Consider the following 14,650-nt stretch of genomic DNA (forward strand, 5'->3'; position numbering starts at 1 on the left):
ACTACGTGGTACTAAGCGTGAAGACGTCCAACGTGGTCAAGTACTCGCTAAGCCAGGTTCAATCACCCCGCATACCAAGTTTGACGCTGAAGTATACGTGTTAAGCAAAGAAGAGGGTGGTCGTCACACACCATTCCTAAACGGCTATCGTCCACAGTTCTACTTCCGTACCACTGACGTAACTGGCGCAATCCAATTACAAGACGGAACAGAGATGGTTATGCCTGGTGATAACGTTGAGATGGGCGTAGAGCTTATCCACCCAATCGCTATGGACAAAGGTCTTCGCTTCGCAATTCGTGAAGGCGGCCGTACGGTAGGCGCTGGTGTTGTTGCTAACGTATTGAACTAAGATTTAACCTATCAGAGTCATCTGAGACAGTTGATCAGTTCGTGAAAAGCCATCCTTGAGAAAGGGTGGCTTTTTTTTGGATTTATACGACTATTCTTTATAATGGTGATAGCGTTTAAAATTAGATACGGCATCAGTTCTATCTTCTATTGTAATATGGCGCTTGCCTTGTTATATTAACGCAGCTTTGTACGAAGTCTCTTGGATGAAAGGCACACTTCTTCATCAAATAAAACTGACTAAAATGTACAATTTTACCGCTAAAGGCTTGCATTCTATGCTGAATATTGTATAATGCTGTCCTTTACACCCATAGGCGATTGGCTCAATTGGTAGAGCATCGGTCTCCAAAACCGAGGGTTGTAGGTTCGAGTCCTACATCGCCTGCCATCTTCTTATCACATCTTTGTTGTCTCCCACCATCTCCGAAGCGAGTTCTTTATGAGCAATAATCAAGATAACCTCGAGACTAAGTTATCTGATGCCAAGGCGGGTACTGGTGGAATGCTGTCTAAAGGTCAGCACATCTCAGCAGGTAATCAAACAACTGCTGTTGAAGTGGCCAAGACTGGCTCAGCAAAAGATGTGGTTTTGTGGCTAGTTGCCGCAGTAGTATTAATTGGCGCGACGTTAGTTAACCAATATTTACCTGGCTATTGGCAGCCTGCCAATGATGTCTGGGTACGTATCGGTCTTATTGTCGCCCTTATCGTATTGGCATTAGTATGCTTGGCATTAACGCATCAAGGCCGCGCTTTTAAAATATTATTAAAAGACGCCGCCGTTGAGCTACGCCGAGTGACGTGGCCGGGCAAAGACGAAACCTTTCAATACACATGGCAAACCATTGTCATGATTGCGATTGTTGGGTTTTTTGTTTGGTTGCTAGATAACTTCTTTAATTGGTTCGTTGGGATATTTATTGGTTAAATAGTCTAGGATTTGGCGCATATCGTGCATTACGAATAGCGAGTATCTTGATTGTTTAACTCAAATTTTATTTATAACGACTTACTTACAATGATCAGGAGCGTGATATGCGTTGGTATATTGTCCAAGCGTTTTCAGGATATGAAAAACAAGTACAACGTTCATTAACTGATCGTATCAATCGTAGTGACTTTGCTGAGTCATTCGGTGATGTATTGGTGCCTACGGAAGAAGTCGTCGAAATGAAAGACGGCAAAAAGCGTAAGAGCGAGCGTAAGTTTTTTCCAGGATATGTATTGATCCAAATGGAGATGAACGACAATACTTGGCACATCGTAAAAGACTGTCCACGTATTATGGGTTTCATTGGTGGTACACCTGAGACGCCAGCGCCTATTACGCAAGTAGAAGCCGATCGCATTCTAAACCGTTTGAATCAGACTGAAACTGACCCACGTCCTAAGACGCTATTTGAGCCGGGCGAAGAGTTGTTGGTTATCGATGGTCCATTTACTGACTTTAAAGGGTTGGTTGAAAAGGTGGATTATGAGAAGTCTAAATTGCATTTAACAGTAAACGTATTTAATCGACCGACTCAGGTTGAGCTTGAGTTTAGTAAAGTTGAAAAATTAGACTAAACCTGCAAAAAATTTATCAACCGGGGAGCTGTTAGTCAATAAGGGTTATACCGTATTGATTTGGCGCTATTACCCATAAAGGAGAGTATCTCATGGCTAAGAAGATTGATGGTTACATCAAACTGCAAGTGCCTGCAGGCAAAGCAAACCCTTCACCACCGATTGGTCCAGCATTGGGTCAAAAAGGCGTGAACATCATGGCGTTCTGTAAAGAATTTAACGCTGCGACCTCAAATCAAGAGCCGGGTCTACCGATTCCTACTGAGATCACTGTATACAGCGATAAGTCTTTTACCTTCATCATGAAGTCACCACCAGCGGCATACTTACTACGTAAGGCTGCTGGTATCGCTAAAGGTTCTGGTACACCAAACACCGCTAAAGTCGGTAAAGTGGACCGTGCTCAGTTAGAAGACATCGTTAAGACTAAAGACGCAGATTTAACGGCTGCTGATCTTGATGCTGCTGTTCGTACCATCGCTGGTACTGCACGTTCAATGGGTATTACCGTGGAGGGTGTGTAAATGAGTAAACTTACTAAGCGTCAAAAATTAATCGCTGAGCGTGTAGAAAACGAAAAGTTATACACTCTTGAAGAAGCGGTTCAAATCCTAAACGATTTGCCAGCTCTTAAATTCAAAGAGTCTATCGACATCGCAGTAAACTTGGGCGTTGACCCACGTAAATCTGACCAAGTCGTTCGTGGCGCTACCAACCTACCTGCTGGTACTGGTAAAACCAAACGCGTTGCGGTATTTGCTCAAGGTGCTGCTGCTGAAGCCGCTAAAGAAGCGGGTGCTGACATCGTTGGTATGGATGATTTAGCGGATCAAATCAAAGCCGGTAACATGGACTTTGACGTGGTCATCGCGGCTCCTGATGCGATGCGTGTCGTCGGTCAGTTAGGTACTATCCTAGGCCCACGTGGTCTAATGCCTAACCCAAAAGTTGGTACGGTAACGCCTAACGTTGCTGAAGCTGTGGCTAATGCGAAAGCGGGTCAAGCACAGTATCGTGTTGATAAAGCGGGTATTATCCATACCACTATCGGTCAAGTTGGCTTTACTGCTGAGCAAGTTATAGAAAACGCTCAAGCATTGCTATCTGATCTAAAACGCGCTAAGCCTGCTACGTCTAAAGGTACTTTCATTAAGAAAATCACCTTGTCTAGCACCATGGGCCCAGGTATCACGATTGATCCTGTTCCATATCGTGTTGCTAAATAATTTTACTGCATAAAAAATTACTCATGATTCAACAGTTTTGAAGCATGAACACACTATTTTAAAGAATTAGGTCAGCGTAGCAAACGCTATGCTGTCTAAGACCGTAGGTAGAAAGCGGTTTCGCGTTATTAGTTTTAATCTTCGGATTATTAATAATAGCAACGAGCTGCTTTTGTTAATCGACGACAGATGAAAATCTCAGTTGTCCTACGCAGACGGTGACCCACCCAGTTGTTGATAAGAGCCGATAGGGCAACCTATCACTTGATGTCATTCTGATAACGGTGCCGTAATCAGTCGTTATGAGTGAATTCTTTATAGAATTTATAAATAACGTGTCGTATCAAGTCAATCTTAGTATGAATTAGATTGATAAGATTAAAGGAGTCAACTTATGGCATTAACGCTAGAGCAAAAACAACAAGTTGTGGCTGAAGTGTCTGAAGTTGCTGCTAATGCTTACTCAGCAGTAGCTGCCGAGTATCACGGAATTGGCGTTGCTAAGCTTACTAAGCTGCGCGAACAAGCTCGTGATAAAGGTGTTGTTTTGAAAGTGGTAAAAAATACCCTTGCAAAACGCGCTTTTGAAGGCACTAAGTTTGAGAGCATGTCAGACCGTATGACTGGTCCACTACTTTTGGCTTTCTCTATGGAAGATTTGGGATCTGCAGCACGAGTCGTTTTCGACTTTAGCAAAGATAACAAAGCTTTAGAGACCAAATTAGTATCAGTCGGTGGTGAAGTTTATGGTCCAGAAGAGCTAGAGCGCGTATCGAAGCTACCAACTCGCGACGAAGCAATCTCTATCTTGATGGCTACTATGAATGCACCAGTGACCAAGCTTGTCCAGACTATGAACGCTGTTCCTGGCAAGTTCGTTCGCACTGTAGCGGCAATCAAAGACGCAAAAGAAGCTGCTTAATTGCTTGTTTTAACGTAACTTTAACATCGCTAATTTTGGTTGAATTTTATTGCTACATTCGGCAATCAATCAAAGCGATATTAGAATCAATTAATTTTTATCAGATAACGGAGAGTTCTCATGGCACTATCTAAAGATGACGTGTTAAATGCAATCGCTGAAATGTCAGTAATGGATATCGTTGAATTAATCAGCGACATGGAAGAAAAATTCGGCGTAACAGCTGCTGTTGCTGCTGCACCTGCTGCTGCTGGCCCTGCTGCTGCTGCTGCTGAAGAAAAAGACGAATTTGACGTAGTTCTTGCTAGCTTTGGCGAGAAGAAAGTTGGCGTAATTAAAGCCGTACGTGAAGCAACTGGTCTTGGCCTAAAAGAAGCGAAAGATTTGGTTGAAAGCGCTCCAGCTCCAATCAAAGAAGGCGCATCTAAAGCTGAAGCTGAAGAGTTGAAAAAGAAACTTGAAGAAGCTGGTGCAACTGTTGAACTAAAATAAGCTGAGCTTATCTTAGTGTTGTACAAAAAAAGCTGGTAATGCCTTGCATTGCCAGCTTTTTTTTATTATAATTCGTAGCTTGACCTTTTGTGTCTGCCAACAGTCGTATGCAACATCACGGTGGATACCCATCAAAAGGACAGACGATAGCTATGCAAATAAACACAGTGCAAGCACACATACCAGTTTTTGAAATCAGTTAATATCAGCTAAACGTCCATAGATGTTTGGCATTTTTTTGTGTCTGCATGCTTTCCCATTAACACTATAGTTTATACTGATTCTAAAAGTTATAGCTACCCCAATTATTAATCCTGAAAAGCTGTTGATCTTAGGTTGTCCATTTAGCATGGTTTTACTGTCAGTAGGTAGGCTCATAGACGGTAGATATTAGCGACGATATTGATTTTGATAGCAAGTGGTTTAGCATGACTCGAATAGAAGTTATTTCTTCTCAAGAATATTGGTAAATTTGGCCTTTTAGGCAATTGAATATAGATTGGCTGATATTGAAATTGTCGGTCTAAGCCATCATATAGAGTGGCTTAGATACCGATTATAAGATTAGAGCAACTTGTGAGATTAAAGGCAGTTATAAGATTGAATACAGTGTCATAGTGACGCACATACCACTGTATCACCTGTACCAATGGATAAACAGTCACTAGCTGAGTATTAACACCCGTTTTATATTATCGTTTACGTTGTCAAGTTTGCATAATATTAATATTAAATAGTATTGATGCACGCTGGCCACGCTTTCAATTTGTTTCCACGTTTACTGTAAGGACTCTCGATGGCATATTCTTATACTGAAAAAAAGCGTATTCGCAAAAGTTTTGCTGAATTGCCCACTGTGATGGACATTCCCTATTTGCTGTCTATTCAAGTAGATTCCTACGAGCAATTTTTGCAAGAGCATAAAAAGCCAAAAGCTCGTGAGAATAGTGGCTTGCAAGCTGCGTATTCCTCTATTTTCCCAATTGAGAGTCACTCTGGTAACGCAGAGCTACAATTCGTTGAATATTACTTAGGTACACCTGAGTTTGACGAGCGTGAGTGTATCCTGCGTGGCTCAACGTTTGCAGCGCCTATGCGTGTCAAAATCCGTCTGATTATTAAAGATAAAGACAGCAAAGACAAAGACAGCAAAGCGGCAATCAAAGATATCCGTGAGCAAAGCGTCTATATGGGCGAGATGCCTTTGATGACCCAAAATGGTACCTTTATTATTAATGGTACTGAGCGAGTTATCGTGTCTCAGCTGCATCGCTCTCCTGGCGTTTTCTTTGATCATGATAAAGGTAAGTCACATTCAAGCGGTAAAGTGCTATATAACGCCCGTATTATCCCTTACCGTGGTTCATGGCTTGACTTTGAATTCGATGCCAAAGATCTAGTCTTTGCTCGTATTGACCGTCGTCGTAAGCTATTAGCGTCTATTATTCTTCGTGCATTGGGTTTGAGTACCTCTGAAATCTTAGATTTGTTCTTTGATAAAGTAGCCGTTTATAAGGGCGAAGAGCAGTTTGAGATTGATCTGGTTGCTGACCGCTTACGTGGTGAGATGGCACAGTTCGACATCGTATCACCTGAAGGTGAGGTTATTGTAGAGCAAGGCAAGCGTATCAACGCCCGCCGTATCCGTCAGCTTGAAGAAGCGGGTATGACTAAAATCTCTATCCCTGATGAGTACTTATATGAGCGTATCTTGGCCGAAGACATCGTCGTTAACGATGAAGTTATTGCCAAAGCCAATACGTTAATTGACCATGAATTATTGGTTAAATTAAGCGCGTTTGAAGCCAGTGAGTCTATCAAAGAGTTCAGCATTCTGTTCACCAATGATATCGATCAAGGCAGTTATATTGCCGATACGCTACGTGCAGATAGCACCTCAAGCCGTGAAGAAGCATTGATTGAGATTTATAAAGTCATGCGTCCAGGTGAGCCACCAACGGTTGAGACCGCTGAGAAGCTATTTGATAGTATGTTCTTTAACGCTGATCGTTATGATTTATCTAATGTCGGTCGTATGAAGTTCAACCGCCGTCTTGGTCTTGATTTTGTAGATACCGATGATGCTGATATTCAGCGTGAACGTAGCGTATTAACCAATGCCGATATCGTTAACGTCCTAAAAGAATTGATTGAAATTCGTAATGGTCGCGGCGAAGTCGATGATATTGACCATCTAGGTAACCGCCGTATTCGTTCAGTAGGCGAAATGGCAGAAAACCAATTCCGTGTTGGTTTAGTACGTGTTGAGCGTGCGGTCAAAGAGCGTTTAAGCTCGGCGGAATCTGATAACTTGTCGCCACAAGATTTGATTAACTCAAAGCCAGTAGCGGCTGCGGTAAAAGAATTCTTTGGTTCAAGTCAGTTGTCACAGTTTATGGATCAGAATAACCCGTTGTCAGAAGTGACCCATAAACGTCGCGTATCTGCATTAGGGCCCGGTGGTCTGACCCGTGAACGTGCAGGCTTTGAAGTACGTGACGTACATGATACCCATTATGGCCGTGTATGTCCGATTGAGACTCCTGAAGGTCCAAACATTGGTTTGATTAACTCATTAGCGACCTTTGCAAAGACCAACAGCTTTGGCTTCTTAGAAACGCCTTATCGCCGTGTGGTTGATGGTAAAGTAACGGACGTTATTGAGTATCTATCAGCGATTGAAGAAGTAGGTACGGTCATTGCACAGGCTGATTCACCAGTAACCGCAGAAGGCGCATTATCTGATGAAATGGTCAGTGTGCGTAGCTACGGTGAATTCGTCCGCATGCCGCCAGAAAAAGTGACGCATATGGATGTGTCGCCAAGTCAGGTCGTATCGGTCGCAGCAGGTTTGATTCCGTTCCTAGAGCATGATGATGCTAACCGTGCCTTGATGGGTTCGAACATGCAGCGTCAGGCTGTTCCTACGCTACGTGCTGATAAACCGCTAGTGGGTACTGGTATGGAGCGTCACGTTGCTCGTGACTCAGGTGTTTGTGTCATCGCTAAGCGTGGCGGTGTGATCGAAGACGTTGATGCCTCACGTGTCGTTGTTCGTGTGAATGAAGATGAGATGATCGCTGGCGAAGCCGGTATTGATATCTATAACCTCGTTAAATACACGCGCTCAAACCAAAACACGTGTATCAACCAACGCGTCATCGTCAACCAAGGTGATGCTATTGCTGTAGGTGATATCTTAGCTGATGGTCCTTCTACGGATCTTGGTGAGCTTGCATTGGGTCAGAACATTCGCATCGCATTTATGCCGTGGAATGGTTACAACTTCGAAGATTCGATCTTGTTATCTGAAAAAGTGGTAAAAGAAGATCGTTTCACCACGATTCATATTCAAGAATTGACGTGTGTGGCACGTGATACCAAGCTTGGCACAGAAGAGATCACTGCGGATATTCCAAACGTCGGTGAAGCGGCGCTATCAAGTCTTGATGAAGCTGGTATCGTTTATATCGGTGCTGAAGTGGACGCTGGTGATATTTTAGTTGGTAAAGTCACGCCAAAAGGTGAGACGCAACTGACGCCAGAAGAGAAATTACTACGGGCTATCTTTGGTGAAAAAGCGGCTGATGTGAAAGACACCTCATTGCGTGTTCCAACATCAAGCAAAGGTACGGTCATCGACGTACAGGTCTTTACCCGTGATGGCGTCGAAAAAGATGCGCGCGCAAGAGCGATTGAAAAATCGCAGCTTGATAGCTATCGTAAAGATTTAAAAGAAGAGCTACGCATTTTTGAAGAAGCAGCACGTGGTCGTATTGGTAATCTATTAGATGGCCAAAAAGTCAGTGGTGGTTCGGGTCTAAAAGCCGGTACGGTTATGGCATTGGCTGATATGAAAGATATGAGCCTTGAGACCTTGCTTGATATCCAGCCGGTTGAAGAAGAAATCTCTGAGCGTCTCACGCAGATTGCCGATTACTTAGTCGATAAGCAAAAAGATATCGATGTTAAATTTGCTGAGAAAAAACGCAAATTGACCGCTGGTGACGACTTGCAACATGGCGTACAAAAAATCGTTAAGGTATATCTAGCGGTTAAGCGTCGTATTCAGCCTGGTGATAAGATGGCTGGTCGTCATGGTAACAAAGGTGTTGTATCGCGCATTATGCCGGTTGAAGACATGCCTTATGACGAGCATGGCAACACAGTTGACATCGTACTGAACCCACTTGGTGTTCCATCGCGTATGAACATCGGTCAGGTGCTAGAGACGCATTTGGGTATGGCGGCGAAAGGTTTGGGTGAGAAGATTGATGGCATGCTGAAAGCACAAGCTGCGATGAAAGACTTACGTGAATTCTTAGACCAAATTTATAACAAAGTGGGCGGCGAGCAAGTCGATCTTGATAGCTTGTCTGACGACGATATCATGGCATTGGCAGACAACTTGCGTGGCGGTGTACCGATGGGCACAGCAGTATTTGATGGTGCGCATGAGCATCAAGTCAAAGACTTGCTAGAGCTTGCTGGTCTAGCTAGAAACGGTCAGCAGACATTGTATGATGGTCGTACCGGTCAGAAGTTTGATCGTCAAGTAACGGTCGGTTATATGTATATGCTGAAACTTAACCATTTGGTTGATGACAAAATGCATGCACGTTCTACCGGTTCTTACTCACTAGTAACGCAGCAGCCACTCGGTGGTAAAGCACAGTTTGGTGGTCAGCGCTTCGGTGAGATGGAAGTTTGGGCACTAGAAGCATATGGCGCGACTTATACCTTGCAAGAAATGCTAACGGTGAAGTCGGATGACGTTGAAGGCCGTACCCGTATGTACAAAAACATCGTCGATGGTGAGCAATATATGGATCCAGGTATGCCTGAATCGTTTAACGTCTTGACCAAAGAAATCAAATCACTGGGTATCAATATTGAGTTAAAGCAAACCCATTAAGCACGGCTGACTGAAGCTACCTTTAACATAGCTTTAGTTAATTATTATTCTTAGTGGTCAATCTAGAAGCAGTACGCGGATAGCTGCTGCTTTTAGTGATTTGTCTCAACCCTATTCATTGCCTTCATTCATCTTATTTGCGTCAATAGCACGCCATCAGATGATTATAAAGATAACGGAGAAGCAACTTGAAAGATTTACTCGATATCATGCAAAGCCCTACCGGCAACGGTAATCAAGAGTTTGATAGCATCCAAATTACGTTGGCCTCACCTGATGTGATCAAGTCATGGTCGCATGGTGAAGTGAAAAAGCCTGAAACCATTAACTATCGTACATTTAAACCTGAGCGTGATGGTCTTTTTTGTGCCAAAATCTTTGGCCCAGTAAAAGACTTTGAATGTCTATGTGGTAAGTACAAACGCCGTAAATTCCAAGGCGTTATCTGTGAAAAATGTGGCGTTGAAGTCACGACCGCCAAAGTTCGTCGCGATCGCATGGGTCATATCGACCTAGCCAGTCCTGTGGCGCATATTTGGTTCTTAAAATCATTACCAAGCCGCATCGGTCTATTGTTAGACATGACGCTGCGTGACATTGAGCGTGTGCTTTATTTTGAAAGCTATATTGTCACAGAACCTGGTCTGACTTCTCTAGAGAAGTATCAATTGCTTGATGATGAAGATTATTACAGAGCACTTGAAGAGTTTGGTGATGAGTTCACAGCCAAAATGGGTGCAGAAGCCGTTCAAGACCTATTAAAAGACATCGATTTAGATTTAGAAATCGATGAGCTGCGTGAAGCGATTCCGCAAACAGGTTCTGAAACTAAGCTTAAAAAGATGTCTAAGCGTCTTAAGCTATTAGAAGCATTCCGTGATTCTAATAACAAGCCTGAGTGGATGGTAATGAATATCTTACCAGTCTTACCACCAGACTTGCGCCCGCTAGTACCACTAGAAGGCGGCCGTTTTGCGACATCAGATCTAAACGATTTATATCGCCGCGTCATCAACCGTAATAACCGTCTTAAGCGTCTATTAGAGCTAAGCGCCCCTGATATCATCGTGCGTAACGAAAAACGTATGTTGCAAGAATCAGTCGATGCGCTACTCGATAATGGTCGTCGCGGTCGTGCGATTACCGGTAGTAATAAGCGTCCATTGAAATCTTTGGCAGATATGATCAAAGGTAAGCAAGGTCGTTTCCGTCAAAACTTATTGGGTAAGCGTGTCGATTATTCTGGCCGTTCGGTCATCGTTGTCGGCCCTACGCTACGTCTACATCAGTGTGGTCTACCGAAGAAGATGGCACTTGAGCTATTCAAGCCATTTACTTATAACAAGCTATTGTCTCATGGTTTGGCAACGACGATTAAAGCTGCTAAAAAGATGGTTGAGCGTGAAGAACCGCAAGTGTGGGATATGTTGGCCATGGTTATCCGTGAGCATCCAGTGCTCTTGAACCGTGCACCAACGCTTCACCGTTTGGGTCTACAAGCGTTCGAGCCAGTACTAATCGAAGGTAAAGCCATCCAGCTGCATCCACTCGTTTGTACCGCATTCAACGCCGATTTCGATGGTGACCAAATGGCAGTTCACGTGCCATTGACGCTAGAAGCTCAGCTTGAGTCACGTGCTTTGATGATGTCGACCAACAACATCTTGTCGCCTGCGAACGGTGATCCAATCATCGTACCGTCACAGGATGTGGTACTTGGTTTGTATTATATTAGCCGTTCATCAGTAAATGCCAAAGGCGAAGGCATGATTTTTGCCACTGTCAATGAAGCATTGCGCGCGATTGGCTCAAACGATTTACATGTGAACGCCAAAATTAAAGTTCGTGTGACTGAAACGCATTTTGATGAAGAAGGCAACGAGACCAAAGAGATCAGTATCAAAGACACGGTTGCTGGCCGTTTGCTTATCTGGAACATCATGCCTAAAGGTATGACGTTTGATGAGTGTAACCAAGAGATGACGAAGAAAAACATCTCTAAATTGATCAACTCTTGCTATCGTAAAGTAGGTGTTAAAGACAGTGTTATGTTTGCTGACCAATTGATGTATCTAGGTTTTGCGCAAGCAACGCTATCTGGTGTGTCTATCGGTTTGGATGACATGGTTATTCCGCCAAGCAAAAAGCAAATTATCGAAGTTGCTGAAGGCGAAGTGCGCGAGATTGAAGATCAGTTCGAGCAAGGTTTTGTGACCGCTGGTGAGCGTTATAACAAAGTGGTCGACATCTGGTCACGTACCAATGACAAAGTCGCGAAAGCGATGATGGATAACTTGGCAACGGATAAAGTGATCAACGCCCAAGGTGAAGAAGAAGAGCAGAAGTCATTTAACTCTATCTTTATCATGTCAGATTCTGGTGCTCGTGGTAGTGCGGCGCAGATTCGTCAGTTGGCTGGTATGCGTGGTCTGATGGCAAAACCAGATGGCTCAATTATTGAGACCCCGATTAAAGCCAACTTCCGTGAAGGTTTGACCGTACTTCAGTACTTTATCTCTACGCATGGTGCGCGTAAAGGTCTAGCAGATACCGCATTGAAAACCGCTAACTCGGGTTACCTGACTCGTCGTTTGGTTGATGTGGCACAAGATTTGGTCATTACCAGTGATGACTGTGGTACTGAGCAAGGCTTGCTCATGAAGCCACATATTCAAGGTGGTGAGATCATCGAGAAACTCGGTGAGCTAGTACTTGGTCGTGTGACGGCTCGTGATGTGACGTATAACGATGATGCCGATAAGGTATTAATTCCAGCGGGTACGTTGATCGATGAGCATTGGGTCAATGTGCTTGACGAAAACGCAATCGATGATATCTGGGTACGCTCAGTTATTACCTGTGATATCGAACATGGCGTTTGTTCACAGTGTTATGGTCGTGACCTTGCCCGTGGTCATAAAGTCAATATCGGCGAGTCTGTCGGTGTTATGGCGGCGCAGTCTATCGGTGAGCCTGGTACTCAGTTAACCATGCGTACGTTCCACGTGGGCGGGGCAGCAAGCTCAGCATCAGTGGACAACAGCATCTCTGTACGTAATGCTGGTCAAGCGCATTTCGAAAACATGAAAACGGTTCAGCATACAGACGGTCACCTAGTTATCGTATCGCGTTCTGCTGAAATTGCGTTGACCGATGAACTTGGTCGTGAGCGTGAGCGTTATAAAGTTCCTTATGGTTCAAGCGTTCTTGTCAAACACGAAGATCAGGTCGAAGGTGGTCAAACCATCGCTAAATGGGATCCGCACACGCATCCAATTATCACTGAATTCGCAGGTACTGCACGCTTCAGCGATATCACTGATGGTATGACGGCGACTGTGAAGGTTGATGATGCGACGGGTATGAGCTCATTTGAGATTCTAGCCACTCGTGACCGTTCAAGCTCAGCCAAAGACTTACGTCCAGCGATTATCTTGAACACTGACGAAGGTAAAGAAGTGGTTTACTTCTTACCTGCTGAAACCATCATTCGCGTGAGCGACGGTGAAAAAGTAGCAGCGGGATCGATTCTAGGCCGTGTACCGCAAGCGTCTTCAGGTACTAAAGACATTACCGGTGGTCTACCACGTGTTGCTGACTTGTTCGAAGCACGGCGTCCAAAAGACCATGCGATTATGGCTGAAATGAGTGGTGTGGTTAGCTTCGGTAAAGAAACCAAAGGTAAAAACCGCTTCATTATCACCAATGAAGATGGTGAGGTTCATGAAGAGCTGATCCCGAAATGGCGTCAAATTAACGTCTTCGAAAACGAAACAGTTGCTCGTGGTGAAGTTATCGCTGATGGTCCACAAAACCCGCACGATATCTTACGTCTGAAAGGTCAAACGGCGCTTGCTGATTATATCGTAAACGAAGTACAGGACGTTTATCGCTTGCAGGGTGTAAAAATTAACGATAAGCACATCGAAGTTATTATTCGTCAGATGCTACGTAAAGTTGAAATTACTGATGGCGGCGACTCAAGTCACTTCAAAGGTGATCAGGTCGAGTACGCTGATATCAAAGCATTGAATGCTAAACTAGAAGCGGAAGATAAATTCCCAGTACAGTTTGAGCGTCAATTACTGGGTATCACTAAAGCCAGCTTGGCAACGGAAAGCTTTATCTCAGCAGCATCATTCCAGGAGACTACTCGTGTCCTAACAGCTGCTGCCGTCACTGGTAAAGTCGATGAGTTACGTGGTCTGAAAGAAAACGTTGTTGTTGGTCGTTTGATACCTGCTGGTACCGGTCTTGCTTATCATAAAGCACGCAAAGAGAAAGCAGATCAGAAGCTACAAGACAAAGACTTAAATGCAGCGTTTGACATGACAGCAAGCACTGATAGTAAAGACTTTGCTAGCTTTGACGAAGCCTTTGCTCAAGAGCTAAATCAAGACAACTAAGGGTCTGCCGTTAACTTTTGAATAAAAATAAAAAAGCCAGCCCAGTCGCTGGCTTTTTTATGCGTTGAAATATAGAAACATCAGAGAAAAGCAAATACTTGAAAGTCATATAATGAAAATAAATTTTTTCAGAAATATGTCTTAGAAAATAGTAAACTGGAAAAATAGCGTATTCTTTGTAAATACTGACCCTCTAACACAAGGATAATTAAAGCATGGCAGGTAAAACGCGCGTTGCCAAATATCAAGCAGATCGAACCAACCAAAAGCTGTATTTTTGTCGTCTATCTTGCCAAGCGGCAGGAAGTACCAACGATAAGCAGTTATACCAAGCACACTGTGAGACTGCTATTTTTCATTTATACGGCAGTTTTTTAGCCTTTATCCAAGAGCTTGGTCATTTTTATAGCCTAAATATGACTGCCCCAACCTTGGCAGATATCGAGCAAGCGCTGAGCGAACGTACCCAAGTGTCGCCTGAAATTCAACGCTTGCAGCAGTTACAACAACATGGCTTTTTGGCCAATGTAGAGCGGGCTTACCAACGTTGCCTGTATGCCGTATTACCCGATAATTCGACAGCTGAAAATGTTAATACGGTTGAGATAGAACCAAAAGATCTTATCGTCAATGTCGTTACTTTATCGAACCAATGGTTACCAGATGAGGCAACCATACGTGAATGGCGCCAACAGTTTCTTGAGCTGATTGAGCAGTTGCGTGCTGGTATGGTTGAGTTTTAGCAAGGTAGGACTTAACTGATTTTATA

9 protein-coding genes, 1 tRNA gene and 1 pseudogene are annotated in these 14,650 nt (G+C 43.8%); all 11 read left to right on the top strand.

The genetic code is table 11. The features are described from left to right. Nucleotides 1-352 (top strand): annotated as a pseudogene (tuf, locus tag CXF65_RS11910) (elongation factor Tu); the annotation flags it as partial. Between the two features lie 314 nt (nt 353-666). Next, a tRNA-Trp gene (locus CXF65_RS11915) sits at nt 667-742 on the top strand. Nucleotides 743-793: 51 nt separating this feature from the next. Continuing rightward, nucleotides 794-1,282, top strand: a complete 489-nt coding sequence (secE, locus tag CXF65_RS11920; protein ID WP_101212189.1) for a preprotein translocase subunit SecE — start codon at nt 794-796, stop codon at nt 1,280-1,282. 107 nt (nt 1,283-1,389) lie between these two features. Next, nucleotides 1,390-1,920, top strand: coding sequence for a transcription termination/antitermination protein NusG (gene nusG, locus CXF65_RS11925; RefSeq protein ID WP_010201718.1), 531 nt, complete (start codon nt 1,390-1,392; stop codon nt 1,918-1,920). A 92-nt stretch (nt 1,921-2,012) separates the two neighbouring features. Continuing rightward, nucleotides 2,013-2,444 carry a 50S ribosomal protein L11 gene (gene rplK, locus CXF65_RS11930; protein WP_010201717.1) on the top strand — a complete coding sequence of 144 codons (432 nt, stop codon included), beginning with the start codon at nt 2,013-2,015 and terminating at the stop codon, nt 2,442-2,444. Further along, the gene (gene rplA, locus CXF65_RS11935; protein ID WP_025652243.1) at nt 2,445-3,146 is read left to right on the top strand and encodes a 50S ribosomal protein L1; all 702 of its coding nucleotides are present in this window, start codon (nt 2,445-2,447) and stop codon (nt 3,144-3,146) included. A gap of 394 nt (nt 3,147-3,540) precedes the next feature. Further along, entirely contained in the window at nt 3,541-4,068 is a 528-nt protein-coding gene (gene rplJ / locus CXF65_RS11940; RefSeq protein WP_101212190.1) for a 50S ribosomal protein L10, read from the top strand. A 120-nt stretch (nt 4,069-4,188) separates the two neighbouring features. Further along, nucleotides 4,189-4,560 (top strand): 50S ribosomal protein L7/L12, encoded by a 372-nt coding sequence (rplL, locus tag CXF65_RS11945; RefSeq protein WP_057761722.1) that lies wholly within the window; start codon nt 4,189-4,191, stop codon nt 4,558-4,560. Nucleotides 4,561-5,356: 796 nt separating this feature from the next. Beyond that, nucleotides 5,357-9,475 (top strand): DNA-directed RNA polymerase subunit beta, encoded by a 4,119-nt coding sequence (gene rpoB / locus CXF65_RS11950; RefSeq protein WP_025652246.1) that lies wholly within the window; start codon nt 5,357-5,359, stop codon nt 9,473-9,475. A gap of 188 nt (nt 9,476-9,663) precedes the next feature. Further along, nucleotides 9,664-13,881, top strand: a complete 4,218-nt coding sequence (rpoC, locus tag CXF65_RS11955) for a DNA-directed RNA polymerase subunit beta' (protein WP_025652247.1) — start codon at nt 9,664-9,666, stop codon at nt 13,879-13,881. A 215-nt stretch (nt 13,882-14,096) separates the two neighbouring features. Then, a complete protein-coding gene (locus CXF65_RS11960; protein ID WP_025652248.1) occupies nt 14,097-14,624 on the top strand; it encodes a DUF6586 family protein in 528 nt (175 codons plus the stop codon). Nucleotides 14,625-14,650: the final 26 nt, after the last annotated feature.

The organism is Psychrobacter sp. Sarcosine-3u-12, from assembly GCF_002836005.1.
GTDB lineage: Bacteria > Pseudomonadota > Gammaproteobacteria > Pseudomonadales > Moraxellaceae > Psychrobacter > Psychrobacter okhotskensis.

What these genes read in the sequence shown, in the direction of transcription:
- secE (WP_101212189.1), top strand. Translation starts at nt 794, where the DNA reads ATGAGCAATAATCAAGATAACCTCGAGACTAAGTTATCTGATGCCAAG.
- nusG (WP_010201718.1), top strand. Translation starts at nt 1,390, where the DNA reads ATGCGTTGGTATATTGTCCAAGCGTTTTCAGGATATGAAAAACAAGTA.
- rplK (WP_010201717.1), top strand. Translation starts at nt 2,013, where the DNA reads ATGGCTAAGAAGATTGATGGTTACATCAAACTGCAAGTGCCTGCAGGC.
- rplA (WP_025652243.1), top strand. Translation starts at nt 2,445, where the DNA reads ATGAGTAAACTTACTAAGCGTCAAAAATTAATCGCTGAGCGTGTAGAA.
- rplJ (WP_101212190.1), top strand. Translation starts at nt 3,541, where the DNA reads ATGGCATTAACGCTAGAGCAAAAACAACAAGTTGTGGCTGAAGTGTCT.
- rplL (WP_057761722.1), top strand. Translation starts at nt 4,189, where the DNA reads ATGGCACTATCTAAAGATGACGTGTTAAATGCAATCGCTGAAATGTCA.
- rpoB (WP_025652246.1), top strand. Translation starts at nt 5,357, where the DNA reads ATGGCATATTCTTATACTGAAAAAAAGCGTATTCGCAAAAGTTTTGCT.
- CXF65_RS11960 (WP_025652248.1), top strand. Translation starts at nt 14,097, where the DNA reads ATGGCAGGTAAAACGCGCGTTGCCAAATATCAAGCAGATCGAACCAAC.